This is a genomic window from Amycolatopsis sp. NPDC051102, from assembly GCF_040682815.1.
Taxonomy (GTDB): Bacteria; Actinomycetota; Actinomycetes; order Mycobacteriales; family Pseudonocardiaceae; genus Amycolatopsis.
Genome location: NZ_JBFBBT010000002.1, coordinates 421,498 through 447,782, shown reverse-complemented (window position 1 = coordinate 447,782; position 26,285 = coordinate 421,498). Strand labels below are relative to the sequence as shown.

General features: G+C 72.8%; 22 protein-coding genes. 17 read left to right on the top strand and 5 right to left on the bottom strand.

Annotated features, from left to right (window positions below; all coding sequences use genetic code 11):
- Both AB0M93_RS07945 and AB0M93_RS07940 read right to left on the bottom strand, forming a co-directional pair.
- Positions 1-1,719, bottom strand: a complete 1,719-nt coding sequence (locus tag AB0M93_RS07945) for a YibE/F family protein (RefSeq protein ID WP_364269626.1) — start codon at positions 1,717-1,719, stop codon at positions 1-3.
- A 231-nt stretch (positions 1,720-1,950) separates the two neighbouring features.
- On the bottom strand, positions 1,951-2,928 hold the full coding sequence (locus AB0M93_RS07940) for a GlxA family transcriptional regulator (protein WP_364269624.1): 978 nt from the start codon (positions 2,926-2,928) through the stop codon (positions 1,951-1,953).
- Between the two features lie 99 nt (positions 2,929-3,027).
- On the opposite strand from AB0M93_RS07940, the gene AB0M93_RS07935 reads away from it, so the two are divergent.
- The 4 genes from AB0M93_RS07935 (at position 3,028) to AB0M93_RS07920 (ending at position 8,889) form a co-directional block, all read left to right on the top strand.
- Positions 3,028-3,732, top strand: a complete 705-nt coding sequence (locus AB0M93_RS07935) for a DJ-1/PfpI family protein (RefSeq protein ID WP_364269622.1) — start codon at positions 3,028-3,030, stop codon at positions 3,730-3,732.
- 130 nt (positions 3,733-3,862) lie between these two features.
- A complete protein-coding gene (locus tag AB0M93_RS07930) occupies positions 3,863-6,790 on the top strand; it encodes a BTAD domain-containing putative transcriptional regulator (RefSeq protein WP_364269621.1) in 2,928 nt (975 codons plus the stop codon).
- 100 nt (positions 6,791-6,890) lie between these two features.
- A complete protein-coding gene (locus AB0M93_RS07925; protein ID WP_364269619.1) occupies positions 6,891-7,400 on the top strand; it encodes a hypothetical protein in 510 nt (169 codons plus the stop codon).
- A 394-nt stretch (positions 7,401-7,794) separates the two neighbouring features.
- Entirely contained in the window at positions 7,795-8,889 is a 1,095-nt protein-coding gene (locus AB0M93_RS07920; RefSeq protein ID WP_364269617.1) for an alpha/beta fold hydrolase, read from the top strand.
- Between the two features lie 13 nt (positions 8,890-8,902).
- On the opposite strand, the gene AB0M93_RS07915 is transcribed toward AB0M93_RS07920, so the two are convergent.
- Positions 8,903-9,478, bottom strand: a complete 576-nt coding sequence (locus AB0M93_RS07915; protein WP_364269615.1) for a helix-turn-helix domain-containing protein — start codon at positions 9,476-9,478, stop codon at positions 8,903-8,905.
- A 148-nt stretch (positions 9,479-9,626) separates the two neighbouring features.
- A complete protein-coding gene (locus tag AB0M93_RS07910; protein ID WP_364269613.1) occupies positions 9,627-10,283 on the bottom strand; it encodes a TetR/AcrR family transcriptional regulator in 657 nt (218 codons plus the stop codon).
- A 111-nt stretch (positions 10,284-10,394) separates the two neighbouring features.
- Between AB0M93_RS07910 and AB0M93_RS07905 the strand changes: the two genes are divergently transcribed.
- The 13 genes from AB0M93_RS07905 to AB0M93_RS07845 all read left to right on the top strand — a co-directional run bounded on the left by AB0M93_RS07905 (position 10,395) and on the right by AB0M93_RS07845 (position 25,207).
- Positions 10,395-13,067 carry an MMPL family transporter gene (locus AB0M93_RS07905; protein WP_364269611.1) on the top strand — a complete coding sequence of 891 codons (2,673 nt, stop codon included), beginning with the start codon at positions 10,395-10,397 and terminating at the stop codon, positions 13,065-13,067.
- On the top strand, positions 13,067-15,025 hold the full coding sequence (locus AB0M93_RS07900; RefSeq protein WP_364269609.1) for a YhgE/Pip family protein: 1,959 nt from the start codon (positions 13,067-13,069) through the stop codon (positions 15,023-15,025). Before AB0M93_RS07905 ends, AB0M93_RS07900 begins: the two co-directional genes overlap by 1 nt.
- Positions 15,026-15,282: 257 nt before the next feature.
- A complete protein-coding gene (locus tag AB0M93_RS07895; RefSeq protein WP_364269607.1) occupies positions 15,283-16,605 on the top strand; it encodes an MSMEG_0569 family flavin-dependent oxidoreductase in 1,323 nt (440 codons plus the stop codon).
- Entirely contained in the window at positions 16,605-17,081 is a 477-nt protein-coding gene (locus tag AB0M93_RS07890) for an amidohydrolase family protein (RefSeq protein WP_364269605.1), read from the top strand. The genes AB0M93_RS07895 and AB0M93_RS07890 overlap by 1 nt, the downstream gene beginning before the upstream one ends.
- A 66-nt stretch (positions 17,082-17,147) precedes the next feature.
- Positions 17,148-17,441 (top strand): hypothetical protein, encoded by a 294-nt coding sequence (locus tag AB0M93_RS07885; protein ID WP_364269603.1) that lies wholly within the window; start codon positions 17,148-17,150, stop codon positions 17,439-17,441.
- 4 nt (positions 17,442-17,445) lie between these two features.
- A complete protein-coding gene (locus AB0M93_RS07880) occupies positions 17,446-17,958 on the top strand; it encodes an MSMEG_0572/Sll0783 family nitrogen starvation response protein (RefSeq protein WP_364269601.1) in 513 nt (170 codons plus the stop codon).
- A gap of 9 nt (positions 17,959-17,967) precedes the next feature.
- The gene (locus tag AB0M93_RS07875) at positions 17,968-19,038 is read left to right on the top strand and encodes an MSMEG_0568 family radical SAM protein (RefSeq protein WP_364269599.1); all 1,071 of its coding nucleotides are present in this window, start codon (positions 17,968-17,970) and stop codon (positions 19,036-19,038) included.
- Position 19,039: 1 nt separating this feature from the next.
- The gene (locus AB0M93_RS07870; protein WP_364269597.1) at positions 19,040-20,410 is read left to right on the top strand and encodes an MSMEG_0567/sll0787 family protein; all 1,371 of its coding nucleotides are present in this window, start codon (positions 19,040-19,042) and stop codon (positions 20,408-20,410) included.
- Positions 20,407-21,237 carry a carbon-nitrogen hydrolase family protein gene (locus AB0M93_RS07865; RefSeq protein ID WP_364269595.1) on the top strand — a complete coding sequence of 277 codons (831 nt, stop codon included), beginning with the start codon at positions 20,407-20,409 and terminating at the stop codon, positions 21,235-21,237. Before AB0M93_RS07870 ends, AB0M93_RS07865 begins: the two co-directional genes overlap by 4 nt.
- Positions 21,238-22,068 carry a carbon-nitrogen hydrolase family protein gene (locus AB0M93_RS07860; RefSeq protein WP_364269593.1) on the top strand — a complete coding sequence of 277 codons (831 nt, stop codon included), beginning with the start codon at positions 21,238-21,240 and terminating at the stop codon, positions 22,066-22,068. It begins immediately after the preceding gene.
- The gene (locus AB0M93_RS07855) at positions 22,068-23,126 is read left to right on the top strand and encodes an MSMEG_0565 family glycosyltransferase (protein ID WP_364269591.1); all 1,059 of its coding nucleotides are present in this window, start codon (positions 22,068-22,070) and stop codon (positions 23,124-23,126) included. Before AB0M93_RS07860 ends, AB0M93_RS07855 begins: the two co-directional genes overlap by 1 nt.
- A 681-nt stretch (positions 23,127-23,807) precedes the next feature.
- On the top strand, positions 23,808-24,587 hold the full coding sequence (locus tag AB0M93_RS07850) for an LLM class flavin-dependent oxidoreductase (protein ID WP_364269589.1): 780 nt from the start codon (positions 23,808-23,810) through the stop codon (positions 24,585-24,587).
- Between the two features lie 239 nt (positions 24,588-24,826).
- On the top strand, positions 24,827-25,207 hold the full coding sequence (locus tag AB0M93_RS07845) for an SPW repeat protein (protein ID WP_364269587.1): 381 nt from the start codon (positions 24,827-24,829) through the stop codon (positions 25,205-25,207).
- Here the strand turns inward: AB0M93_RS07845 and AB0M93_RS07840 are convergent.
- On the bottom strand, positions 25,197-26,264 hold the full coding sequence (locus AB0M93_RS07840; protein ID WP_364269585.1) for a DNA polymerase ligase N-terminal domain-containing protein: 1,068 nt from the start codon (positions 26,262-26,264) through the stop codon (positions 25,197-25,199). The genes AB0M93_RS07845 and AB0M93_RS07840 overlap by 11 nt on opposite strands.
- Positions 26,265-26,285: the final 21 nt, after the last annotated feature.

Here is a 26,285-nt window from a genome sequence, read left to right as displayed (position 1 = left end):
TCACGCCACGGCTTTCGCGGTGGCGTGGCTCAGGTGTCCCGCGGGCTCGCGGGAGGCGATCAGCGCGGCCAGGACGGTGGTCACCGGGACGGCCGCGACGATGCCGACGCTGCCCGCGAGCGTGCGGATGATCTCCTGGGCGATCTCCTCGCTGCCGAGCAGCGCGCCGAGGCCGACGCCGGAGATCGACGAGTACAGCAGCACCGGCAGCGCGGCCCCGGCGTAGGCCATCACGAGCGTGTTGACCGCCGAACCGACGTGGTCGCGGCCGATCCGCAGGCCCGAGCTGTAGAGCTCGCGCCACGTCAGGTCCGGGTTGGCGCGGCGGAGCTCCCAGACGGCGCTGGTCTGGGTGACGGTGACGTCGTCGAGCACACCGAGCGCGCCGATCACGACGCCGGCGAGCAGCAGCCCGCGCGCGTCGATGCCGTGGCCCAGCGAGCCGATCAGCGTCGACGTGCTGTCGTCGAGCCCGGTCAGCGAGGCGGCGGCGGAGAAGATCGCGGACAGGACGCCGATGAGGGCGAGGCTGACGAGCGTCCCGAGCACGGCGGCGGACGTCCTCGCCGAGAGGCCGTGCGTCAGGTACAGCGCGATGAACATGATCGCCCCCGCCCCGGCGATGGCCACGACCAGGGGGTTCTCGCCGGCGAGGATGGCCGGGAGGATGAACAGCGCGATGACGACGAAGGACAGCCCGAGCGCGACGAGCGCGGCGATGCCCTGCCACCGGCCGAGCACCAGCACCGCGACGGCGAAGAGCGCGGCCAGCACGAGCAGCGGGGTCCCGCGCTGGAAGTCGACCAGCTGGAAACTGGCCGGATCACCGGCGTTCCCGCCGTTGTAGGCGAGCACGACGGCGTCCCCGGCGGCGAACCGCGGGGTGCTGGGCTCGATCGGCACGGTCAGCTTGAGCGGCTTCCCGGCGGCGGGGCCGTCGGTCATGGCGAGCTCGACGGTCAGGCAGGGTTTCGCGTTCGGGTCGGACTGGTCGCCGACCTGCACCTGCCCCTGGGCCAGGCAGGGCCCGCTGGTGGTGGTGCGGATGTCGGCGTGCACGGGGGTGCCCTGCGGGACGACGCTCGTCGGCGACGCCTTGCCCCAGGGGTAGAGCACGACCATCCCGACGACGGTGGCCAGGGCGAGCGGAGCGAGCAGCCAGATCAGGAGGAGCCGCACGCGGCGGGAGGCCGGGGCGGCGGGGCCGTGGCCGTGGCCGTGCCCATGACCGTGGCCGGTTTCGGGGGGTTTGCGCCGGGTCTGGATGTCTCCGCGCCGAGCGGCGCGGTCGCCTTCGGCGGGGAGGCTCTGCGGCCCGGTGTCGCCGCGGCGAGGGACGCGGCCGTCGTCCGCGGCGATGCGCTGGGGTCCGGTGTCCCCGCGGCGGCCGTCAGCGGGGACAGGCTGCGGTCCGGTGTCGCCACGGCGGGTGCGAGGGCCGTCCGCACGGCCGGACTCCGCGGGAACCCGCGTAGCGCGCTGCGGACCGGTGTCGGCTCGCTTGTCCGCGGCCGGGACGCGCCGGCCGCCGTTGGTCCCGGCGGGAAGCCGCTGCGCGCCGGTGTCGGTCCGGCGGCGGGCGGGGTCGGCCGCGCGGGAGGCGCCCTCGGCCGGGGCGCGGCGGGCAGGCTTGCGGGGCGTACCCGGCGAAAGGGACACCTCGTCCGTGATCCGGCGGATCGGGCCGGTTTCGTCGTCGTCGAGGTCAGGGCGGTCCACCCGCACATCCTGACAGCGGGTTTCGCCGCGTCCGCAACGGGCCGCCGTGCCGCCCGGTTCCTCCCGCCTTCGCCGTGTCGTCCCGCCAATCACGCGTGTCGTCCCCGCAATCACGCGTGTCGTCCCCTCCCGCACGGCAACTCCGTGATCAGAGCCGCAACTCGCGTGATTGGAGAGGCATCTCGCGTGATTGGAAGGGCATCTCGCGTGATTGGCGGGACGACACGAGGGTCAGCCGTAGGCCTGGCGGACGTGGACGCGGCGGTAGGCCGACGGTGGGGTGTCGAAGTGGTCGAGGAAGGCCTGGCGCAGTGTCTCGGTCGAGCCGAAGCCGCAGCGGCGGGCGATCGTGGCCAGCGGGAGGTCGGTGCCGGACAGCAGGCGGGCCGCCTGCTCAGTGCGGATCGTGCGGACGTAGCGGCCGGGGGTCGTGCCCAGGTGGGCGTCGAACAGGCGGGTCAGCTGGCGGGTGCTGATGCCCGCCCTGGCCGCCAGTGCCGGGGTGCCGAGGTCGGCGTCGAGGTGCTCGGCGATGTACGCCGTGAGGTCGCGGACCTCGCGGTGCTCCGGCGGCGGCCCGGCCAGGAACAGGCTGACCTGGGCCTGGTTCCCCGGCCGCTGCAGGTACGTGACCAGCGCGCGGGCCGCCTCGCGGGCCAGTGACGGGCCGTGGTCGGCCTCCACCAGCGACAGCGTCAGGTCCAGGCCGCTCGTCACGCCCGCCGCCGTGTAGACGTTGCCGTGGCGGACGTACAGCGGCACCGGGTCCACCGTCACCGACGGGTAGTCCCTCGCCAGGCGCGCCGCGTAGCGCCAGTGCGTTGTCGCGCGGCGGCCGTTCAGCAACCCCGCCGCGGCCAGCACCTCCGCGCCCGTGCACACCGACGCGATCCGGCGGCTGGTGCGGGCGAGCCGCCGGACGTGGGTCAGGACGCGCTCGTCGGCCGCCGCGGCCGTGCTGCCCCAGCCGCCGGACACGACCAGGGTGTCCAGGTCGCCGGCGACCTGGTCGAGCCGCAGGTGCGGCTGCAGCGTCAGCCCGGAGCCGGTGCGGATGCCGTGGCCGTCGACCGAAGCGAGCTGCAGGTCGTACGGCGGCCGCGCGCCGAGCCGGTTCGCCGCGTCGAACACATCGGCGGGGCAGGCGATGTCCAGGAGCTCGGCGTCGGCGAAACCGACGATCACGACCCGTCTGGGTGACCCTGCCATGATCGAACGCTAGCAGTCCCGCCCGGCGCTCGGACGTGGTTCGCAGGAATCCGGACATCCCCGCTTCCCGGCGGCCCGGTTCTCGCCACGGTGGACCGCATGACCGATGAGCAGAAGACCATCGCCTTCGTCGTCTACCCCGGCCTGACCCCGCTGGACCTCGTGGGCCCGCTGCAGGTGCTGAGCGCGCTGGCCCAGTTCGTGCCGAGTTACCGGACCGTCGTCGTCGGGGCCACGAAGGACACCGTCGGCACCGACACGCCGTTGCGGATCGCGCCGAGCCACACGTTCGACGAGGTGCCGTCGCCCTTCGCGGTGCTGGTACCCGGCGGGACCGTGCCGACGCTGCGCGCGATGGCGGACGAGCGCCTCCTCGCCTGGCTGCGCACCGCGGCCACAGGCGCCGAACTCGTGACGTCGGTCTGCACCGGATCGCTCGTCCTCGGCGCGGCCGGGCTCCTGGAGGGCAGGGAGGCGACGACGCACTGGATGTTCCGCGACCTGCTGCCCGGCCTCGGCGCGACGCCGGTCGCGCGGCGGTGGGTCGAGGACGGCCGGGTGATCACCGCCGCGGGCGTCTCGGCGGGCATCGACCTGGCGCTGCACCTGGCCGAACGGCTGGCGGGGCGGCAGGTGGCGACGAACATCCAGTTCGCCATCGAGTACGACCCCGAGCCGCCGCAGGGCGCCCTGGACTGGGCGAACCGGCCCTACGGCGACCTGAAGCCGTTGCGCGAGCACACCTTGCGCGAAGGGCTGGCGCAGCACCCGGAGCTGCTGGCGAAACTGCTCACGCACGCGTGAGGACGAACGTCGTCGGCCATCCGGGTGAGCGGGGTTCCGCCGGCGCGCCGGAAGGTTAGATTCAGCTCGCTCGATCAGGTGATCTCGCGGGTGGGGTGTTGTAGCCGTGCGGTTCCAGGTCCTAGGGCCGTTGACGGCCTCCGTCCCCTTGCCGTCGGCGGCCCAGCCGCGGCGGCTGCTCGCCGTCCTGCTCGCCCGCGCCGGCCAGTTCGTCGGCCGCGACACGCTGGTCGACGAGCTGTGGCCGGACGGTGCGCCGTCGAGCGCCGCGGCAATCGTGCAGGTCACCGTCTCGAAGCTGCGCAAGACGCTCTCGCCCGGTCTCGGGGCCGCCGAAGCCGGGCAGCGGCTGCGGTCCGGGCCGCGGGGCTACGCGCTGACCGTCGAGCCGGGGGAGCTGGACGCGGACGACTTCCTGGCGCTGCTGTCCTCGGGCGCCGACGACCGGGCCCAGCGGCGCCGGGCACTTGAGCGGGCCCTCGCGTGCTGGCGCGGCGACGCGTTCGCCGACGTCGCGGGCGGGCCGCTGCTGGAGGCGCACAAGCTGTGGCTGGAAGACCGGCGCTCGGCGGCGCTGCTGCAGCTGGTCGAGCTGGAATTGGCCGACGGCGACGGCCGGGCCGTGGTCGAGCGGCTCGACCCGGTGGTCGCGGCGCGGCCGGCGGACGAGGTGTTCGCCGCCCGGCTCGCCGCCGCGCTCGGCGCCGTCGGTCGCCGCGAATCGGCGCTGGAGGTGCTTCGCCGGACCCGGCGGGCGCTGTGGGACGAGGCGGGCGTGTGGCCGGGCGCCGACCTCACCGCGGTGTACCGCCGGATCGCCGGCACCGAGTGGACGACGCCGGGGCCACCCGCCCAGCTGCCGCCCGCGGTGCCCGACTTCACCGGGCGGGCGGCCGAACTCGCCGACGTCGTCCGCGCGCTGCGAGGTCCGGCGCCGGTGGTGCTGCACGGCGCCGCCGGGGCCGGCAAGTCCGCGCTGGCGGTCCAAGCCGCCTGGCGCGTCCGCCGCCGGTTCCCCGACGGCCAGCTGATCGCCTCGCTGCGCGCCGAAGACGGGACACCGGCCGAGCCGGCGGCCGTGCTGACCGGGTTCCTGCGCCGCCTGGGTGCGACCCCGGCGGAGCTGGCCGACCGCGCCGGGCTGGCCGGGCTCTGGCGCGGCTACACCGCCGACCGGCGGCTGCTGGTGCTGCTCGAAGACGCCGCGTCCGAGGCCCAGGTGCGGGCCCTGCTGCCGAGCGGGCCCGGCTGCGCCACGCTCGTCACCGCGCGCCGGGAGCTGCCCGGACTGTGCGGCGCCCGGGCAGTCGCGGTGCCCGAACTGTCCACAGAGGACGCGTGGGCGCTGCTCGCGGCGATCGCCGGGGAACCGCGCCTGCAAGCGGAACCCGAGGCGGCACAACGGCTTCTCGAACACTGCGCCGGCCTCGCGCTCGCCGTCCGGATCGCCGGGGTGAAGCTGGCGACGCGGCCGGGCCGGCGCGTCGCCGACCTCGCCGCACGCCTGGCCGACGACCGCCGCCGGCTCGACGAGCTGTCCGCCGGCGACCTCGGCGTCCGCGCCGCCGTCAGCTCGGCGTTGCGCGAGCGGCCTACCGCCGACGTGTCCCTGCTGCGATTGCTCGCCGCCTTCGACGGCCCGGTCCCGGACTGGTGCGCGGCGGCCCTGCTCGACCGGTCCGCCGACGAAGCCCGCGACCGGCTCGACGAGCTGACCGCGGCGCACCTGATCGGACCCGCAGGGCCGCGCTGGGCGGTGCGCCCGTTCGTGCGGCTGGTGCTGGCCGAGACGCCGGGGGAGACCGACCAGGCCGCGCTGCGCCGGGCGTGCGAAGTGGCGTTGGCGCTCGCCGAACACGCCCGCGGCCGTCCGGCGCCCGGCCTGCCCAAACCGGCGGCGGTCGCCCGCCGGATCACCGCCGACCCGGCCGCCTGGGCGGCGGGGGAGACCGGCCACCTCGCGGCCGCCGCCCGGCTGGCGGGCGCCCACGGCTGGCACGACCTGACCGAACGGCTCGCCGACGCCTGCACCGCGCTGGCGGGCACGCCGTGGCTCGGCCACGCCGCCCGCGCCGTCTCGGTGCTGGGGCTGGCCGCGGCCCGCCGCCGCCGTGACCCGCGCGCGGAGGCCGAGAAGCTCTACAACCTCGGTGCCGTGCATTCGCAGCACGGCCACTGGCACCGGGCGCAGAACTACTTCGTCATGGCCGAGCACCGCTACCGCGCGCTGGAGGACCCGCAGGGCACCGGCGCGGTGCTGGCCGCGCTCGCCGACGTCCACCTCGACGGCGGTGACCCGCGGACTGCCGAGGCCGAACTGCAGGAAGCCATCGGCCTGCTGCGCGCGTGCGGGGACCGCCGCGGGCAGGCGGCCGCGGCGGCGCAGCTGGGTTCCCTGGCCGAAGACGTCGGCGACGTGCGGCGCGCGGTCGAGAGCTTCGAGGTGAGCATGCTGCTCGCCCGGGAGTGCGACGACGGCCGCCGGCACGACCAGGCCGCGAAGCGCTACGCCGACGTCCTGCGCCGGCACGGCGGCCACGACCAGGCGGCCGACCTGCTCACCGGCGCGCTCGGCGGCGCCGTCCGCACCCGGGAGCGGCACTGGGAAGCCCACGTCCTGCGCAGCCTCGGCGACCTGCACACCGACGCCGGCGAACTCGCCGACGGCCGGCACTTCCTGACCCGGTCGCTGACGCTGTTCGAGCAGATCGGGCACCGGCACGCGGCCGCCTATACCCACCGCAGCCTCGCCGAGGCCGCCCGCCGCGCGGGCGACCCGGCGGCCGCGCGGCGGCACCTGCTCGTCGCGATGGGCGTGTTCCGCGAGCTGCGCGACCGCCGCGGCGCCGGGTACGCGCTGCTCAGCCTCGGGCGGACGCAGGCCGACGCCGGCGCCCCCGCCGAGGCGGCGCGGCTGCTGCGCACGTCGGCGGCCCTGTTCCGCGAGCTCGGGTTCCCGCTGTGGGAGCTGCGGGCGCTGCGGGAACTCAACGCCGTCACCGGGGCCGCCCCGGACCGGGACCGGACTCGTGAAGTCTTGACGAAGATCAGGACCTGACGCCGCCGGGCGGTCGCCCGCGGGCGTCCCGTTTGGCGAAGTTATGGCCGCCCCGATTTGGCTCGCGGGCGTCCGGATCGTCGTACGAGGGAGACAAACCATGCCGGGACAACGGATGCTGGCGCGGGTGGCACTGGGGCTGGCCGCGTCCGCCGCGACGGCGGTGTTCGCCACCATCGGCACCGCCTCGGCGACCGTCGAGGTCACCAAGCTCACCCAGGCACAGGCGGCGTCGCAGTTGTCCGCCGCCGGGGTGACGCACTCGTCGAGCGGCGGCTGCACCGACCGCTACAACTCGACCTGCACGTCCTACGAGCAGATCAACCAGAGCACGGTCAGCGGGGTCATCACGCTGAAGCGGGCGAGCGGCTGCGCCATCAACATCACCGGGGGCACCGAAACCGGGCACGCGTCCGGCACCTACAGCCACTGGAACGGCTACAAGGTGGACATCGCGCACAACAGCTGCATCGACGGCTACATCAAGAACAACTTCGGCTACATCGGCCTGCGCGGCGACGGCTACCCACAGTGGAAGGCGGCCTCCGGCAACCTCTACTGCGACGAGGGCAACCACTGGGACATCACGTACTACACCTGCGGCTGCTGATTCACGAAATCCAACTGGATCCAGCGTGGTCCGGTGGGACGTCTTTGCAGCTCAACTGTTGGACCCCCTTATGTGCAGTGTCGTCCCGTGGGGCTCTGCCCCACGCCGTGTCCCACGGGACGCACCACCCTCGATGATCCGCGTCGAGCACTTCACCCTCGAGGCGTCGCCGAGTTCCACCGCCTCGCCGCGACCGTAGCCGACGAGATCCGCGAGGAAGTTCGACCGTGGCCGGTGACTGGCCTGTCGGGGCAGCGGACGAGTGCGCCGATGAGCGACGGCGTCGCAGCGCCAGATCTCGTTTCTTGACTTGCGATCAAGAGAGACCTACCTTCATGTCCATCATCTCTTGATCGCAAGTCAAGAGCGGCAGGTGGGCTGAGCAAGGTGGGCGATGGAAGCTTCGGCGGAGAAGGACAGCTACCCGACGCCGGTGCGGCGCGACGTGTGGTTCGAGTCCGGGGGCGTGCGGTGCGCGGCGTGGCTGTACCTGCCGGCAGCGGGAGGCGGGCCGCGGCCGTTGGTGGTCATGGCGCACGGGCTGGGCGCGGTGCGGGAGTGGCGGTTGGACGCGTTCGCGGAGCGGTTCGCCGCGCAGGGGTGGGTGGTGCTGGTCTTCGACTACCGGTACCTGGGGGCCAGTGCGGGATCCCCTCGGCAGTTGCTCGACATCGGCGACCAGCTCGACGACTGGCGGGCGGCACTGGCCTACGGCCGGTCCCTGCCGGAGGTCGACCCGGACCGGATCGCGGTGTGGGGGACCTCGTTCGGTGGCGGGCACGTGCTGCGGGTCGCCAGCGAGGACCACGGCTTGGCCGCGGTGGTGGCCCAGTGTCCGTTCACCGACGGTCCGGCGTCGTTGCTCTCCCGGTTCCGATCCGGCCCGGTGAGCATGGTCGGGCTCGTCGTCGCCGCGCTGCTCGACATCGCCGGGTCGGTGTTCGGGGCGAAGCCGGTGCTGGCTCCGGTGGTCGGGGTGTGGTGGATGCCCGCCTTCCTGGTGTCGCCGACCGCGATCGCCGCGGCGTCCAAGCTCATCCCGGCGGGGTCTCGGCTCTCGCCTCGCACCGCCGGGGTCCTTGCCCGGGTCCCGGCCGTGGGCAGCGGACTGTCTGCGACCGTCGAGACGGGCGGGCAGCCGTTCCGCCCCGGCGACACCGCTGTCGGCCGCGACACGATCTGGGGCGTCATGATGGGTTCGGACGGTGGCGGCGACAGCGCCAACGCGATCGCGGCCCGGCTCGCGTTGCGATTGCCGCTGTACCGGCCGGGCAAGGACCTGCGCAAGATCGCCGCGGCGACCTTGTTGTGCGTGTGCGACGACGACCGCGCCGCCCCGGCGCGCACCACGACCCGCCGTGCGGCCGGGCAGGACCATGTCCAGGTCAACCACTACGAGGGCGACCACTTCGACATCTACGTCGGTGACCTGTTCGAGCGTGCCGTCGCAGACCAGATCCGGTTCCTCGCGGCCCGGTTCAGCCGGTAGCCGGCCCGCCGCATCACCTGGCGTCGGGGGAGCCCACCACGGCGGCGATGCCGCGGGCGCTGCGCACCAACGTCTCGACGACGGCGCGATCGCCCGCGGCGTCGCCTGCGTGGGTCAGCATCCCTTCGACGACGAACACCCCGATCCGGGTCATCGCCTCCTGCTCGGTCTCCGGCACGCCCAACGCGGCCAGGTGCCACCGCAGGATCGCCTCCACCTGCGCGTGGAAGCCGTCGTGCCAGACCCGCAGTGACTCCGATGCCGCGACCCTGGCGTGCACCGTCGTGATCAGCCGGTCGACCCGCCGCAACTCGGTGACCGCCCACAGCAACTGCTCGACCGGCGGTTCGGCCGAGCGTTCGGCCACGCCGGCCAGGAACTGCGCGAACAGCGCGTCCAGGACAGCGACCAGTACCTCGTCCTTGTCCTTGAAGTACCAGTAGACGGTGTTGGAGGTCACCCCCGCCTCACGGCCGATCCGCGTCACCGTCGTGGGGTCATAGCCTTCGTCCACGAACAACCGCGTGGCTGCGGCGACGATCTCACCGCGTTTCTCTTCCCGGTCTTGCGGGCGTCGGTTACGCGGCATCCCCACCTGGCCAGATCGGTATCGCTGAAACCCCACTGTAAAGGGGCACGGCGCCACAGGCGGTCTCGGCCCGGCACCGCGCATCGGACACCGCGCGATCGCCCGCCGGGAGCCAGTGGTCCGTTACCCGTCGGTAGGAGGTCAGCCGTCACGCGTCGTCGGCGACCAGGGCCGTGAAGAGCCGGGGGAGGACGTCGGTCAGGTATCGGCTGTCGGCCTTGTCGGGGAGTGCGTCGAGGATCGCGCGTTCGAGCATGGTCTCGTAGAGGGCCACGATCGTGACGACGGCGCTGTGCGGGTCGACGGTCAGGTGCAGGTCGAGCCGGCCGAGCAGGTTCTGCAGGATTTCCGCGAGTGCGTCGTGGAAGCGGCGTTCGGCGGCCGCTGCCGGTTCGCGCAGTTCCGGCTGCCGCATGGCCTGGGCGCGGAATTCGGCGTTGAGCAGGTACCACGTCTCGTCGGCGGCGAGGGACTCCATGAACAGCAGGCCGGCTTTCTGCAGCACCTCGTCGACGGAACCGGGTGCGGCCTCGACTGCCTCTTCGACGGCGACGCGCAGCCGCTCGGCGCGCTCCTGCATCTCCACCTCGTAGATCGCGAGGAACAGCTCTTCCTTGCTGGCGAAGTTGGAGTAGAAGGCACCGCGGGTGAAGCCGGCGCGGTCGCAGATCAGCTCGACCGGGGCGTCGCGGATGCCCAGCTCGGTGAACACCTCGTAGGCCGCCGCCATGACCCGCCGCCGGGTCTCCGCGCGGCGCCGGGTCATGCCCTTCGGGGTGCCGAGACCCGCGCTGGTGGTCGCCATGTCGTTCACCCTACTTTCCCCGTCTCACCCGCTGGAGTGACGGGATGCACTCCGCATCGGATGCATCGCGTATTACGATACACGACGTATCCAACGTGGTCAGGAGTCCTCGTGTCGTCGTTCCTCTACCGGCTGGGCCGCACCGCCGCCCGTGCCCGGGTGCTCGTGCTGGCGCTGTGGGTGGTGGTACTGGCGGCGGCCGGCGGGGCGGCGCTGTTGTTCAACCACGGCACCGACGACGCCTTCGCCATCCCCGGCTCGGAGTCGCAGGACGCACTCGACCACCTCGGCCGGGTTTTCCCCGAGGTGAGCGGCACGTCGGCCCAGCTGGTCCTGGTGGTCCCGGACGGCGCGAAGGCCGACACCCCGGGCAACCGCGCCGCGGTGGCACAGGCGGTCGCGCGGATCGGGAAACTCGATCAGGTCGCCACGGTCGTGAACCCGTTCGACAAGAACGTCGACGGCGCGGTGTCGAAGGACGACCGGGCCGCGCTGATCGCCGTGCCGTTGAAGGTGCAGCTCGCCGCCGTCGATCCGGCCACCCGGACCGGGCTCGCGACGATCGCCGACGACCTCGGAAAGCAGACCGGCGCGAAGGTGTACACCGGCGGCGACGCGTTCTCCGACCGGGTCCCGAAGCTCAGCCCCACCGAGGGCGTCGGCCTGCTCATCGCGCTGCTGGTGCTGGTGTTGATGTTCCGGTCCCTGATCGCCGCGGTCATGCCCCTGATCACCGCGGTTCTCGGGGTGGGCGTCGCCATCGGGCTGATCTTCCTGGCCACGCTGGTCACGCCGATCTCCTCGACCGCGCCGATGCTGGCGGTGATGATCGGCCTCGCCGTCGGCATCGACTACGCCCTGTTCCTGCTCTCACGGCACCGCGATCAGCTGGCCGAGGGGCTCGACGTCGAGGAGTCGATCGCCCGGGCCACCGCCACCGCCGGGTCGGCGGTCATCTTCGCCGGTCTCACCGTCGTCATCGCCCTGCTCGGCCTGGCCGTGGCGGGGATCCCGTTCCTGACCACCATGGGCGTGGCCGCCGCGGTCGCCGTGGCACTGGCGGTCGCGATCGCCGTCACGCTGGTTCCCGCGCTGATGTCCTTCGCCGGCAAGCGGCTGCGGCCGCGTGCCCCGAAACGGAAGCGGCGCCGCCGGAAGCCGCCGATCGCGCGCTGGTGGGTGCGTGCCGTGACGAAGGCGCCGCTGGTCACCGTGCTGGTCGTGGTCGCCGGGCTCGCCGTCTGTGCGATCCCCGCCATGAGCCTGCGGCTGGCGTTGCCGGACAACGGAACCGAGGAACACGGCAGCCCGGCCCGTGACACCTACGAGGTCGTCAGCGAACACTTCGGGCCCGGCTACAACGGCCCGCTGATCGTCACCGCGGACATCATCACCAGCACCGACCCGATCGGCCTGGTGAACAAGCTCGCCGACGAGATCCGCCGCGTCCCCGGAGTCGCCTCGGTTCCCCTGGCCACCCCGAATCCCAAGGGCGACACCGGCATCATCCAAGTCGTCCCCACCACCGCCCCGGACTCCGCGCAGACCGACGACCTCGTCTCCCGGCTACGCGGCCTGGAACCACACTTCCGCGACGGCTACGGGACGCAGACCGCGGTCACCGGCATCACCGCGGTCGGGATCGACGTCTCCGCCCAGCTCGGCAGCGCCCTGCTCCCGTTCGGGATCCTCGTCGTCGGGCTGTCGCTGATCCTGCTCGCGATGGTGTTCCGCTCGATCTGGGTGCCGATCAAGGCCACCGCGGGTTACCTGCTCTCGGTCGCCGCGGCCTTCGGCGCGACGTCGTTCGTGTTCGTGCAAGGACACTTCGCGGACGTCCTGAACGTGACCCACACGGGCAGCGTGATCAGCTTCCTGCCGATCATCCTCATGGGTGTCCTTTTCGGACTCGCGATGGACTACGAGGTGTTCCTCGTGTCGCGGATCCGCGAGGACTACGTCCACCACGGCGATCCGCACCACGCGATCGAGTCCGGGTTCATCTCCGCATCGCGCGTCGTGGTCGCGGCGGCGGTGATCATGTTCGCGGTGTTCGCCGCGTTCGTTCCCGAAGGCAGCGCCACCATCAAACCCATCGCCTTCAGCCTCGCCGTCGGCGTCTTCATCGACGCCTTCATCGTCCGCATGACCCTGGTGCCCGCGGTCCTGGCGCTGCTCGGCCGCCGCGCTTGGGGGTTGCCGCCGAAGCTCGACCGGGTACTGCCGGTGTTCGACGCCGAGGGCGACGCCCTGGTGCACGAGCTGCGGCTCGCCGGCTGGCCCGGCACCGACGAGGCGATCAGCGCTCGCGACCTGCGCCTGGAGGACGACCGCGGCCGTCCGGTGTACCACGACGTCGCCCTGCGCGTTCCCCGCGGCGGCGTGCTGGTGCTGCACGGCACGGGGGCCTGCGGCAAGACCGCGCTGGCGTACACGCTCGCCGGCCGGGTCACCAAGTTCACCGGCGACCTCAAGGTGCTCGGCCGGGTGCTGCCCCAGCACACCCACGCCCTGCGCCGGGACGTCGCCGTCATTCCGTGCCGTGCCGCGATCGACCCGGCCCGGCAGATCGCCCGCGACGGCGACGCCGGGCTCGTCGTGGTCGACGACGTCGACCTCGTGCTGCGCGCGGACCTTCGCGACCACGTCCGCGAGCTCCTCGCCGAGCGGGGCACCACGACCTTCGTGCTGACCTGCCAGGACCCCGAGCGCATCGCGGACCTGCTGCCCGCGGCCGCCCACCTGCACGCCCTCACCGCCGTCCAGCCCGCCGAGGTCTTCTGATGCTCAAGCCCTTCGCCAACTCCGCTCGCGCCCTCGCCGCGGGCCCGCTGACCTGGCGCACCTGGACCGGCCTGATCGCCGTCCCGCTCATCATCATGGGCCTGCTCACCTGGGCGTTCTGGACGCCGGACACGAATCACGGCACCGCCGAGGCCGCCGTGGTCAACAACGACGAACCCGTCCAGGTCAACGGCCAGACCATCCCACTCGGCCGTCAGCTCGCGGGCTACCTCACCCACAGCGGAGATTCCGCCTACACCTGGGTCCTCACCGACGCACGGGATGCCGCCGCGGGCCTCACCGACGGCAGCTACGCCGCCACGGTGACCATTCCGAAGGACTTCTCGGCGCGCGCCACCTCGGCCGCCACCGCCAAACCCCTGGAAGCACGGCAAGCACAGCTGCAGGTGCAGACGTCCGACGCCGCCGGCGTCAGCGATCCCGGCCTGGCCGGCCACATCGCCCAAGCCACGCAACGGACGCTGAACCAGCAGGTCGTGCAGACCTACTTGGACAACGTCTACATCGGATTCACGACGCTGCACCGGAAAGTCGGCCAAGCCGCCGACGGCGCGACCCAGCTGGCCGGCGGAACCCGTCAGCTGGACGACGCCGCCGGACAGCTGCGCACCGGCGCCGACGAGCTCGCCGCCGGAACCGCCCAGCTCGCCACCGGCTCCGGCAAGCTCGCTTCCGGGCTCACCCAAGCCGAGCGCGACACCGCCCGGCTGCCCGCCTTGACGCGGCAGCTGGCCGACGGCGCCGACCAGGTCGCCGACGGCAACGAGCAACTCGCCGCCGTCGTCGTCCCGCTGGCCAGCCGGATCATCGCCGCCATCGACGCCCTCCCCTCGGCAAGCGGCGCCGCCCAGCAGTTCCGGCAGCTCGCCGACGAGTGCACCGGCACCCCGGCGTTCTGCGGCAAGCTCCGGGAAGCCGCGGACCGGTTCAGCACCGACGCGGGGAAGATCGACGGCGTCAAAGCCGCCGTCCGCGCCAACGCCGTGAAGGCTCGCGACTCCATCCAGGCGCTGGCGACCGGGGCCCGCAAGGTCGCCGACGGCAACGCCCAGCTCGCCTCGAAGTCCCGAGAGCTGGCCGCCGGCATCGCGTCCGCCGCCAGCGGTGCGCGTCAGCTCGACAGCGGCGTCCGTCAAGCGAACTCCGGCGCGCAGAAACTCGCCTCCGGAGCCGGACAGCTCAAGGACGGCACCAAGAAGGTCGACGACGGCGCCCAGCAACTCGCCACCCAGCTGAACCAGGGTCGCGGCCAAGTGCCGTCCTACACCGACGCCGAACGCGCCCACCTCAAGACCGTCGCCGCCGACCCGAGCACCGCCACGACCGACGGCACCCCGATCGGCACCCTGGCCCTGACGCTGTTCGCCGCGCTCGCCCTCTGGGCGCTGGCCCTGGCCACCTACATCGTCACCCGCGCCGTGCCGGACGGCGTCCTGACCGCCCGCGAGCCCACCTGGCGGATCATCCTCCGCGCCGCCATCCCCGGCGCGACTGCGGCCGCACTGGCCGCGCTCGCCATCACCGCGATCGCCGTCCCCGTCCTGAAACTCGGCGTCGCCGGCACCCTCGGCTTCCTGCTGATCGCGCTGCTCGCCGCGTCGGCGTTCGTCGCGCTCAACCAGGCTGCCGCGGCGATCCTCGGCCGCGCCGGCCGGATCGCCTCCCTGGCCGTTCTGGTCCTCGCGGGCGCGACCGGCGTCGTCTCGACGTTGCCGGGACCGCTGTACGCACTCGCCGACTACCTCCCGACCCGCGGCGCCGTCTTGGCCCTGCGCGCCGCGGCAACCGACGGCACCGGCCTCACCACCGGCATCGCCCAGCTCGCCGCGTGGCTGGTCGTCGGCACCCTCGTCTCGATCTTGATCACCGACCGCCGCCGCTACCTGTCCGCCAAGAGCATCCGGCTCCGCCACGCGCACCCGCTCGCGACCGTCTGACCGGGAAAGGATCGCTCCGATGAGCCGTGCCCAGCGCATCGGTCGACGAGCCGGACGTCGTGGCGGCGGAGATCAACCCGCTGCTGGTCGGTGCGCACAGGCAAGGCGTGTCGGCCCTGGACGTAGTGGTCAGGCGGGGCGGCCGTGGCCTGATGTTAAGCGCCACCGGGAAAAGTTGTCACCCAGCGCAGGCCTGGTAACACGCCGATGTTCCGGATGAAACCGGCCAGAAATGCTTCGCCGGTGCACTGATCGGCATGAACCTCCAGCTCGACGGCCTGCACCGGCCGGTGATCGTGGTCGGCGGCGGCCAGGCGGGACTGTCGATGTCCCACTGCCTGACCACTGCCGGGGTCGGGCACCTGGTGCTCGAACGCGAGCGCGCGGGGCACGAATGGCGGACCCGCCGCTGGGACAGTTTCTGCCTGGTCACGCCGAACTGGCAATGCCGGCTGCCCGGGTTCCCCTACGCGGGCGACGATCCGGACGGGTTCATGGTCCGCGACGAGATCGTCGCCTACCTCGAGTCGTACGTGAAGGACTTCGACGTCCCGCTGCACGAGGGCGTCGAGGCGACGCGGCTGCGGCAGCTGCCCGGTGGCGGGTTCCGGCTCACGACGTCGGACGGCGAGCTGACCGCCGACCACGTCGTGCTGGCCACCGGCCCCTACCAGGTGCCGCTGACGCCGCGGTTGGCCGAGCGGCTGCCCGAGCACGTCGTCCAGCTGCATTCGGCCGAATACCGCAACCCCGCCCAGCCACCCGACGGGGACGTCTTGGTCGTGGGCACCGGGCAGTCCGGCTGCCAGATCGCCGAAGACCTGCACCTGGCCGGGCGCCGCGTGCACCTCGCCGTCGGGTCCGCGCCGCGGGTGGCCCGGCGCTACCGCGGCCGGGACGTCGTCGCGTGGCTCGACGAGATGGGTTACTACGCCCGGGGGATCGACGAGTTCGCCGACGCGGACGCCGTCCGGTTCCGCGCGAACCACTACGTCACCGGCCGGGACGGCGGGCACGACATCGACCTGCGCGCGTTCGCCACCCAAGGCATGCAGCTCTACGGCCGGCTCACGAGCATCCGAAATGGACAGTTGAGCTTCGCCGACGACCTGCGCCGCAACCTCGACGCGGCGGACGCGGTGTCCGAAGGCATCAAGGACTCGATCGACGCCTTCATCGCCCAACGCGGGATCGCGGCGCCCCGGGAGGAGCGGTACAAGCCGGTCTGGGAACCGCCGGACGGGGCGCGCGCCCTCGACGCGGAAGCGCTTTCGGCCGTCGTCTGGAGCACCGGGTTCGGCCGCGACCACCGCTGGATCGACGTCCCGGTGTTCGACGGCAAGGGCTACCCGACGCACCACCGCGGCGTCACCAGCTGTCCCGGGCTGTACTTCCTCGGCCTGCCGTGGCAGCACACCTGGGGCTCGGGGCGGTTCTGCGGCGTCGCCGCGGACGCGGAGTATCTGACCCGGCGGATCACCGACGTCGGCCGCGGCGGCGACGTCCGGTGGCTCTCCGGCACGCCGGTGAGCACCTACCCGGCCGACGACGACTGGGTCGCGCCCCGGACGGTGGCGTGATGCGCTGGACCCACGACGCTCACCGGCACCTGGGCGTGCTGCCGGCCTACCCGTTCTACGGTGGTCCGCCGGTCGCGCCGGCCATCGGCAGCCGCGCGACGATCGGCGAGCTGCTGTCCGATTTGGACCGCGAAGGCACCGAACGGGCGCTGGTGATCCCGAACTACGGCGTCCCGGACCCGGCGATCGCGTTTTCCTTCAACGAACTCTGCGTCGAAGCGGCGGGCAAGGACGACCGGATCAGCGCCGCGCTGTGGGTGTCTCCGCGGGCCGAAGACGCCGACCGCACCGAGGAAGCCCTGAAACTGGCGGGCGAAGAAGGCGTGCGGGCGCTGAAGCTCAGCTTCCTGCTCGGTGGCCGGGCGTCCGATCCTGCCTGCAAGCCGCAGCTGGACCGGATCTTCGCCACCGCGCGGGAGCACGACCTCGTCGTGCACGTCCACACCTCGCCCGGCGCGGCGTCCGACATCGACTAGGTCGGCAAGCTCGTCGACACCTACGCCGACGACGTCAAGCTGCACCTCGTCCACTTCGGCGGCGGCATGAGCGGGCACATCAAGCTCGTCGGCGGCCGGTTCTTCGACTGGATCGCCGCCGGGAAGCAGGTCTACACGGACCTGTCGTGGGCGATCGGCTTCACGCCGCGCTGGCTCGTCGAGGAGATCTCACGCCGGGGCCTCGGCCACGACCGCGTGCTGTTCGCCTCCGACCAGCCGTGGGGCGATCACGAGGGCGAACTCGCGAAGCTGGCCGCCGCGGCCGGCGACGGCGAGCTCGGCGACCTGGTTTTCCGCGGCACGTTCGACGTGCTGTACGGACCGAAGAAAGGGAAATAGACCGATGGCAGAGCTGACCGAGACCGAGAAGACCAGCCTCGACGAGATCCCGCACCCGTCGCTGCCGCAGGGGTCCAGCCTCTACGGCGGGACCAAGGTCTTCCCGGACTACCAGGCCGAACCCGGCCAGAGCTACTTCACCCTCGTGCACGGCATCGCGCACGAGTCGTCGGTGAGCTTCGTGGCGATCCTGCAGGCGACCCGCGCGCTGCGGAAGGGCTTCGAGGCGGCGATCTACTTCTACGGCCCGGGTTCGCTGAACTGCCTGGCCACCCGCGGCTTCCCGACCACGGGCAACGCCGCGTTCCCGGGCGAGCTGAACATCAACGACCAGCTCAAGACGTTCATCAGGGAAGGCGGCAAGGCCTACTGCTGCCGCTTCGGCCTCTCGCTGCACGGCGCCCGCGAGGAGGACCTCATCGAGGGCGTCATCCCGACGCACCCGCTCGACGTCCAGGACGCGCTGATCCACTACGCGCGCAAGGGCGCGATCATCAACTCCACCTACATGTTCTAGGAGCGGTCCGTGCGCGTTGGCATCGAAGAGGATTTGGACACCCGCGCCGACATCGCCGTCCGCGGGGTGCGGATGGACGCACCCGTGCAGCGCAGCAAGGGCGCCGGGCCGAGCGACGACGGTCACCTGGTCGTCGACGGTGCCAACGCCACGCTGCCGCTGAACCCCGACAGCCCCTACGAGGTCCGCGACGGCCGGATCCACCGGGGCCCGGCCGACCTCGGCCTCAGCGTGACACCCGTGGCCCGCCCGCGGTTCTACGATCTGTCCACAGCGGACGGTGTGCCGTACCGGAAGATCGCGTTGCTGCACGGCAAGGACGTCCTCGCGACGACCGTCGTGCAGACCTGCATCCGGTACGCCGAGGACCAGCGCTGCCGGTTCTGCACCATCGAAGAGTCGCTGCGGGCGGGGGCCACGGTGGCCGCGAAGACACCGCAGCAGCTCGCGGAGGTCGCCGAGGCGGCCGTGCGCCTCGACGGCGTCCGGCAGATGGTGATGACGACCGGGACGACGGCCGGGCCGGATCGCGGGGCCCGGCACCTGGTCCGGTGCGTCCGGGCGGTGCTCGACGCCGTGCCGGGCCTGCCGATCCAGGTGCAGATCGAGCCGCCGGGCGACCTCGGCGTGCTCACCGAGCTGCGGGAAGCCGGGGCGACGTCGATCGGCATCCACGTGGAGTCGCTCGACGACGACGTCCGGCGGCGCTGGATGCCGGGCAAGGCGACCGTGCCGCTGGCCGAGTACGAGGCCGCGTGGGCGGAGGCGGTCCGGGTGTTCGGCCGCAACCGCGTCTCGACCTACCTGCTGATCGGCCTCGGCGAGGACCCGGACGACCTGGTCGAAGGCGCCGGGCGGCTGATCGACGCGGGCGTGTACCCGTTCGTCGTCCCGATGCGGCCGATGCTCGGCACCCTCGCCCGCCGCGACGGTGCCACCGCGCCTTCGCCGTCGCTGGTCGCCGACGTCACGAGCCGGGTCGCGGCGCTGCTGCGGGCGGCCGGGATGACCGGCGCCGACCAGGGCGCGGGCTGCGCCGCGTGCGGTGCCTGCGGGCTGCTCAGCGCGGCGGGAGGCTGACGTGGACGACGACATCCTCGCGCTGCTCGGTGACGTCCGCAGCGTCGCCGCCCGCCCGGCGTTCCACATCGCCGAAGCCGGCCACAGTGGACTCACGGCCTACCGCGCGCTGCGTCACGACGCCTTCGTGGCGCGGCAGGGCCTGTTCGCCGGGCACGACCTCGACGACCACGACACGGATCCGCGCACGATCGTGCTCGTCGCGCGGGACACCACCGGTGACGTGCTCGGCGGGGTCCGGCTCGGCCCGGCCACCGACGGGCCCGACCTCGGGTGGTGGCGGGGCGGGCGCCTGGTCGTCGCGCCCGGCTCGCCGGCCGGGATCGGCTCGGCCCTGATCCGCGCGGCCTGCGCGCGGGCCGAGGCCGAAGGCGCGCTGCGGTTCGAAGCGACCGTGCAGACCCGCACCGAGAAGCTGTTCACCCGGCTCGGCTGGCAGCGGGTCCGGCCGGCGACCGTCGCCGGCCACGACCACGTGCTGATGCGGTGGCCGATCGGCCGGATCGCCGCACTGGCCCGCTCGACCAAGGCCGCGCTCGGGCCGCTGCTGCGCGGGCTGACCGGCGTGCCCGGCTTCGTCGGCGACGACGGCGTCCCGCTGCCCGGCACCGACGTCGTCGCCGCCTGCGACGCGATCATCCCGGCCATGGTCGAGCGCGACCCGGAGTGGGCGGGCTGGTGCTCGGTGCTGGTCAACCTCAACGACCTGGCCGCGATGGGCGCCACGCCGACCGGGTTGCTCGACGCGCTCGGCGCCCGGGACGCGTCCTTCGCCGCCCGTGTCCTCAGCGGACTGCGGAAGGCGAGCGAGGCGTACGGCGTGCCGGTGCTCGGTGGGCACACGCAGTTCGGCGTCCCGGCTTCGCTGTCGGTGACGGCGCTGGGCCGGACCACCGACCCGGTGCCCGGCGGCGGTGGCCGGCCGGGGCAGCGCGTCTGGCTCACCGCCGACCTCGGCGGTGGCTGGCGGCCCGGCTACACGGGACGTCAGTGGGACTCGACGAGCTCCCGTCGTACTCCCGAACTGCGCGAACTGCTCGGCTCGGTCGCGAAGGCGAGACCGGCCGCGGCCAAGGACGTCTCGATGGCCGGGATCGCCGGTACCCTCGGCATGCTCGCCGAAGCGTCCGGCTGCGGCGCGGTGCTCGACGTCGAACGCGTGCCGCGGCCGCGTGGAGCGTCCACAGGGGACTGGCTGACCTGCTTCCCGGGCTTCGCGATGCTGACCACCGGCGCCCCGGCCCCCGCCGGGCCCGCGGCCACCGCGGCCTGCGGCGAACTGGTCGCGGGCACCGGCGTCACGCTGCGCTGGCCCGACGGCGAACTGACGACCGCCATCGACGGCGGCGTCACCGGATTGGGGAATTCATGACGACACTGAGGATGGCCGCGGTCGCCGCGCCGTTCGACCGCGACCTCGAAGCCGACTTCGCCCGCATCGAGAAGCTGATCGGTGAGGCGAAGGCCGAAGGCGTCCGGCTGCTGGCCCTGCCCGAGGCGGCGCTCGGCGGCTACCTGGCCAACCTCGACGGTGGCGCCGAGGGGCCGCCCGCGCTGGCCGCCGACGGCCCGGAGCTGAAGCGGCTGGCCGCACTGGCCGGCGACCTGGTCGTCACGGCGGGGTACTGCGAACTGGCCGGCGGCCGCCGCTACAACTCGGCGGTGTGCGTCAGCGGCGACGGCGTCCTCGGCCACCACCGCAAGGTCCACCAGCCCCTCTCCGAAAACGCCAGCTACGGCGCAGGGCGGGAGTTCGCCGCGTTCGACACGCCGGTCGGGCGGCTGGGCATGCTGATCTGCTACGACAAGGCGTTCCCGGAATCGGCGCGGGCGCTGGCCCTCGACGGCGCCGAAATCGTCGTCTGCATGAGCGCCTGGCCCGGCAGCCGGACCAACCCGGCCGCCGACCTCGCCGAAGACCGGTGGAAGCGCCGGTTCGACCTGTTCGACCGGGCCCGCGCGCTGGAGAACCAGATCGTCTGGCTCTCGGCCAACCAGTCCGGCACCTTCGGCGACCTCCGGTTCGTCGCGAGCGCCAAGGTCGTCGACCCCGGCGGCGAAGTCCTCGCCGACACCGGCGTCGCCGAGGGGATGGCGATCGCCGAGCTCGACGTCCCCGCGGCGCTGGCCACCGCCCGGCGGTCGATGGGGCACCTGGCGGACAGACGGCCCGACGCCTACCCGGTTAGTGTCCCGTGAATGGGGCAGACCCGGATCGCCGCCGTGGCCGCGCACTTCGGCCGCGACCTCGACTTCGACCTCCAGCGCATCGCGACGCTGATCGACCACGCGCGCTCGTCCGGCGCCGCGCTGCTGGTGCTGCCGGACGCGGCCCTCGGCGGCTACCTCGCCGACCTGCGCCACCCGGACCCGGACGCGCTGCCACCGGCGCTCGACCCGGACTGCGCGGAACTCAAGACCATCTCGTCGCTCGCCGCGGAGATGGTCGTCTGCGTGGGCTACTGCGAAGCCGACGGGCCACGCCGCTACAACTCCGCGGTGTGCCTCACCGGCGACGGGGTGCTCGGGCGGCACCGCAAGGTCCACCAGCCGCCGGGGGAGAGCATCGCCTACACGGCGGGTGACCGGTTCGCCGCGTTCGACACGCCGGTCGGGCGGCTGGGCATGCTGATCGACTACGACAAGACGTTCCCCGAGTCGGCCCGGTCCCTCGCCATCGACGGCGCCGACATCGTGGCCTGCCTGAGCGCGTGGCCGACCAGCATCACCAACCGCGCGCCGCGGATGGCGCAGGACCGCCAGTCCCGCCTGTTCGACCTCTACGACCAGGCGCGGGCGGCGGAGAACCAGGTCGTGCTGGTCTCGTCCAACCAGACCGGCGCGATGGGCGGAATGCGGTTCCTCGGCCAGGCCAAGGTCGTCGGACCCGGCGGCGAGATCCTCGCCCGCACCTGGTCGAAAGCCGGGATCGCGGTGGCCGAACTCGACGTCGGGCAGGAGGTCGCCAACGCCCGGCGCGTCCTGCACCACCTGGGGGAACGGAAACCGTCGGTGTACCGGGAGGTCTGATGCGGATCGCCCTGCTGAGCTACTCGACCAAACCGCGCGGCGGGGTCGTGCACACTCTCGCCTTGGCCGAGGCGCTGGCGGAACTCGGCGAAGACGTCACCGTGTGGACGCTCGGACGCGGCGGCGACGCGGGGTTCTTCCGGCCGGTCGACCCGCGCGTGCGGCTGGCGATCGTCCCGTTCCCCGACGTCCCGGACGAGTCCGTCGGCGAGCGGATCCTGCGCTCCATCGCGGTGTTGCGTGCGGCCTTCACCCCGGACGCCTACGACGTGGTGCACGCGCAGGACTGCATCAGCGCGAACGCCGTCGACGCTTGCGTCCGGACCGTCCACCACCTCGACACCTTCACGACGCCGGAGCTGGCGGCCTGCCACGAACGCGCGATCGTCCGGCCGTACGCGCACATCTGCGTGTCCGCCTCGGTCGCCGCCGAGGTCCGCGACGGCTGGGGCATCGAAGCGGCGGTGATCCCCAACGGCGTCGACTACGACCGCTTCGCGACGGCCCGCCGTTCTTCTGCGCGAGGGCGATACGTGCTCGCTGTCGGCGGGATCGAGCCGCGGAAGGGCTCGCTGGACCTGCTGGAGGCGTACGCGCTGCTGGCCGAGCCGGACCTCCGCCTGCTGATCGCCGGCGGCGAGACGCTCTTCGACTACCGCGACTACCGGGCCCGTTGGGAGAAACGCGCCGCCGAGCTGGGCGTCTCGCCGGTCGTGCTGGGTCCGGTCGCGCACGACGAGCTGCCGTCACTGGTCGCTTCGGCGGCGGTGTTCGCCTTCCCGTCCACCAAGGAGGGCTTCGGGCTGGCCGCGATGGAGGCGCTCGCCGCCGGGGTATCGGTGGTGACCCGCGACCTGCCCGTACTGAGAGAGGTCTTCGGCGAGGCCGTGCGGTTCGCCGCCGACCCACCCGGCTTCGCCGCCGAGCTGCGCGCGGCACTCGACGGCACCGACCCGGCGGCCGGCCGGGCACTGGCCCGCCGCTACACGTGGCCCGCGGCCGCCGAAGCCCATCGGGACTTCTACCGGAGCCTGTGCAGGGCGCCGACGGGTCCGTAACGGCTCGGATTCCGGTCGGTCGCCCCTCCCTGGCCGGGGAGGCACGCGAGGCGTGGTAGCTATCCGCTCGCGTTGACGAGCGTGAACGCGCGAGGCCGGCCATGACGTCATTGCGGTGGCCGCCGGTCAGTGTGACGGCGAGCGGGCGGGATTTGTGACGGGCTCGTCTTGGTTGCCCATCCGCCGGCCGTGGGAACGCCGGCGGGTCGGATCGAACTCCATCTCGACGGCACCGAGGTCGGCGCGGTGACCGCCAGCCTGTGCGCGAGCTGCCGGACGGCCACCCTCGACTATGTCATGTCGTTGCCGAATACCGACGCCTCGGCTTCGGCCGGACATTGGTGGCGGCCGTGGTGGCTCGTGCCCCGTCCTACCGGTGGACGGCTCCACTGCCGACTGGCCCGGTGGTGCAGTCGTTCCGTGCCCGGATCGCCCTGTGCCGGGCGGATCTGCCTTGTGTCCACGCCGGTCTCTTGGAGCGTAGGCGATGAGTATCCATGCGGCCTCATAGCGGTTCGACGGCGCGACCGGATGCGCCTGATTGTTTGGCGCGTGATGTCGGATGCGCGGTCGCTCGTTCGTGGTAGGGATGAGCTCGGCGCCAGACCGGGCCGCAGGGGAAGGGGCTTCACCATGGCGGGTAACTCGACACGCGAGATCAGGCCGTTGCGGTTCGGGGTCGTGGCGCCGATCACCGCTGGTCTGCCGGCCTGGCGTGATCAGCTGCGTGTTCTGGCCGATAGCGGTTATTCGACGATCTTGATGCCCGATGTGCCGCAGTGGCAGCCGGCACCGGGGCCGGCGCTCGCGGTGGCGGCGACGATCACCGGCTTGCGGGTGGGCACCTGGGTGTACGCGTCTCCGGTCCGGCCGGCGTGGATCACCGCGTGGGAGGCCCACTCGTTGTCCGTGCTCACCGAGGGTCGTTTCGAGATGGGCATCGGCACCGGCCGGCCCGGGATCGCCGGCCAGCTCCGTGAGCTGGGGCTGCCGGCCACCCCGGTGGGCCAGCGGTCGAGTCAGGTGCGTGAGGTCGTCGCGGCGCTGCGCGATCTCGATGGGCCGGACCTGCACACGCCGGTGGTCATGGCCGTGGGCGGGCCGAAGGCGGAAGCGCTCGCCGCAGAACTCGCCGACACGGTGACGTTCGTGATGCCACAGATCGAGACGCGGGCCGCGTCGATCGAGCGGGTGGAACGCTTCGACAACCGTCGTGGTGCGGAGTTGGCGTTGCACGTGCCGGTGGTCGGCGATTCGGTCGCGGCGTTCATGGCCGGACCCGGCACCGACCCGGCTGCAGTCCGGGCCGCGGACTCGCTGGCGTTCCTGCCCAGTGACCCTTCTGCGGCTGCCGAGGAGATTCAACGGCGACGGGAGGAGATCGGGTTCTCCTACTTCGTGGTCGGCGCCGAGGCCGCCGGTGCTCTTGCTCCGGTCGTTGCCGAGCTGGCCGGCCGGTAACCGCGAAGGCATGCGCCCCGAGTGTGACACCCTCACGCGTCGGCACGGCGGCAGCTTCGACTGCGCCCCTCGTGCTGATGATCTAGCGGTGGTCCTGCAGCGGCGAGGTGAGGCGGTGAGACGTCACCTACTACATCTGCGGTTACTGAGGCGCCGGGGCCTGTCGGCGGCAAGGGCGGCGGGCAGGCCCCGGTTACCCGGTGCGACGAAGGGGTATCTCCAGGGGTGGAGGTGGGAAAATGACAACCCCCAGCACCCCGGCCGCCCGGCACCGCACGACGGTGGTCGGCGCCGCGGCCGGATTCGTTCTGCTGGCCGGGCTCTACCTGGTCCTGGCCCCGTGGATCACCGGCTTCGGCGGCGCGGCCGTCCTCGCGCTGAGCGACACCCTCGTCGGCCTGGTCCTGGTCGCGCTGGCGATCGCCCGCACGGCCACCCGGAGGCTGGCCCTGATCGGCTGGGTGGTCCCCGTCCTCGGTGCGTGGGCCGCCGTCTCGCCGTGGCTGCTCCGGCACGCCGGTGAGACCTCGCCGTCCGCCGGCGCGCTGATCGGCAACGTCGTGGCCGGACTGGTGGTCGTCGTGGCCGGCGTTGCGCTGGCCCGCCGGGTCAGTTCCTGACGAGCAGCCAGTCGCCCGGGCCGCCGCCCGGGCGGTACGGGCTGTCCGCGCGCTTCGCCACGACGCCGGGGAGGCCGTGCTGGCGGCTGGCCCCGGCGACGGCCTCGCCGCCGCCGAGGAAGTAGCGCGGTACCTGCCAGTGCCGGTCCTCGACCGCCAGGCCGTCGAGGAGTTCCCGGCGTTTCGTGTACGGCAGCTCCAGCGTGGCCCGGCCGTCGAGGTGCAGAACGTCGGACGCGAAGTAGAAGACCGGGCAGCTGGTCTTGAGCCGCTTGGCGGCCGCGCCGTCGGCCCGGCGGCGTTCTTCGAGACCGTCCGGGTACGGCTTGCCGTCCTTCACCACGACGACTTCGCCGTCCAGCAGCACTTCCGTCGACCCGAGCTGCTCGCCGAGCTTGTGCAGCTCGGGATACCGGCCGGTGACGTCGGCGCCGGTCTCGTCGTGCGCGGTGACGCGGCCGCCGCAGACCAGCAGCATCGTGCGCAGGCCGCCCCAGGCGAACTCGTAGGCCCACTCGTCGTCGTCCGCCGGCAGCTCGCCGGGGGCCGCCGTCATCGGCTCGAGGAACTCCGGCGCGTCTTCGTGGCCCGGTTCGGCCGGGTCGAGGCGCCGCAGCGTCCAGTCGCGGGCGTCCTCGTCGTGCCGGTTGGTGAACAGGTACTTGCCGCGCGCGCGGTCGCCGTGGAAGACCACCTCGACCTTGTGGTCGTTCCAGTGCAGGGTTTCGTACTTCCCGGTGTCCCACACGGTCATCCGGCCGCCGCCGTACTCGCCCGCCGGGATCTCCCCGGAGAAGGTCAGATACTCCATGGGGTGGTCCTCGGTGTGCACCGCCAGCCGCGGCACGCCGGGGGAGAGGGGCAGGCCCTTCGGCACCGCCCACGACACCAGCACGCCGTCGCGTTCCAGCCGGAAGTCCCAGTGCAGCCGGGTGGCGTGGTGTTCCTGGATGACGAAGAGGTCGTTGTCCCCGGGGACGGGCGGGCCGTCCGGCCACGGTTCGGAGGTGCGGTCACGGGCCCGCTTGCCGCGGTATTCCTCGAGTCTGTCCGCCATCGGCGCCCCAGTACCCCTTCC

Excerpts from the sequence above, each read along its gene's own strand:
- AB0M93_RS07915 (WP_364269615.1), bottom strand. The coding sequence starts at position 9,478 with ATGCCGCGTAACCGACGCCCGCAAGACCGGGAAGAGAAACGCGGTGAG.
- AB0M93_RS07900 (WP_364269609.1), top strand. The coding sequence starts at position 13,067 with ATGCTCAAGCCCTTCGCCAACTCCGCTCGCGCCCTCGCCGCGGGCCCG.
- AB0M93_RS07885 (WP_364269603.1), top strand. The coding sequence starts at position 17,148 with ATGAGCGGGCACATCAAGCTCGTCGGCGGCCGGTTCTTCGACTGGATC.
- AB0M93_RS07865 (WP_364269595.1), top strand. The coding sequence starts at position 20,407 with ATGACGACACTGAGGATGGCCGCGGTCGCCGCGCCGTTCGACCGCGAC.
- AB0M93_RS07840 (WP_364269585.1), bottom strand. The coding sequence starts at position 26,264 with ATGGCGGACAGACTCGAGGAATACCGCGGCAAGCGGGCCCGTGACCGC.
- AB0M93_RS07845 (WP_364269587.1), top strand. The coding sequence starts at position 24,827 with ATGACAACCCCCAGCACCCCGGCCGCCCGGCACCGCACGACGGTGGTC.
- AB0M93_RS07860 (WP_364269593.1), top strand. The coding sequence starts at position 21,238 with ATGGGGCAGACCCGGATCGCCGCCGTGGCCGCGCACTTCGGCCGCGAC.
- AB0M93_RS07935 (WP_364269622.1), top strand. The coding sequence starts at position 3,028 with ATGACCGATGAGCAGAAGACCATCGCCTTCGTCGTCTACCCCGGCCTG.
- AB0M93_RS07855 (WP_364269591.1), top strand. The coding sequence starts at position 22,068 with ATGCGGATCGCCCTGCTGAGCTACTCGACCAAACCGCGCGGCGGGGTC.
- AB0M93_RS07890 (WP_364269605.1), top strand. The coding sequence starts at position 16,605 with ATGCGCTGGACCCACGACGCTCACCGGCACCTGGGCGTGCTGCCGGCC.
- AB0M93_RS07895 (WP_364269607.1), top strand. The coding sequence starts at position 15,283 with ATGAACCTCCAGCTCGACGGCCTGCACCGGCCGGTGATCGTGGTCGGC.
- AB0M93_RS07920 (WP_364269617.1), top strand. The coding sequence starts at position 7,795 with ATGGAAGCTTCGGCGGAGAAGGACAGCTACCCGACGCCGGTGCGGCGC.
- AB0M93_RS07910 (WP_364269613.1), bottom strand. The coding sequence starts at position 10,283 with ATGGCGACCACCAGCGCGGGTCTCGGCACCCCGAAGGGCATGACCCGG.
- AB0M93_RS07940 (WP_364269624.1), bottom strand. The coding sequence starts at position 2,928 with ATGGCAGGGTCACCCAGACGGGTCGTGATCGTCGGTTTCGCCGACGCC.
- AB0M93_RS07925 (WP_364269619.1), top strand. The coding sequence starts at position 6,891 with ATGCCGGGACAACGGATGCTGGCGCGGGTGGCACTGGGGCTGGCCGCG.
- AB0M93_RS07880 (WP_364269601.1), top strand. The coding sequence starts at position 17,446 with ATGGCAGAGCTGACCGAGACCGAGAAGACCAGCCTCGACGAGATCCCG.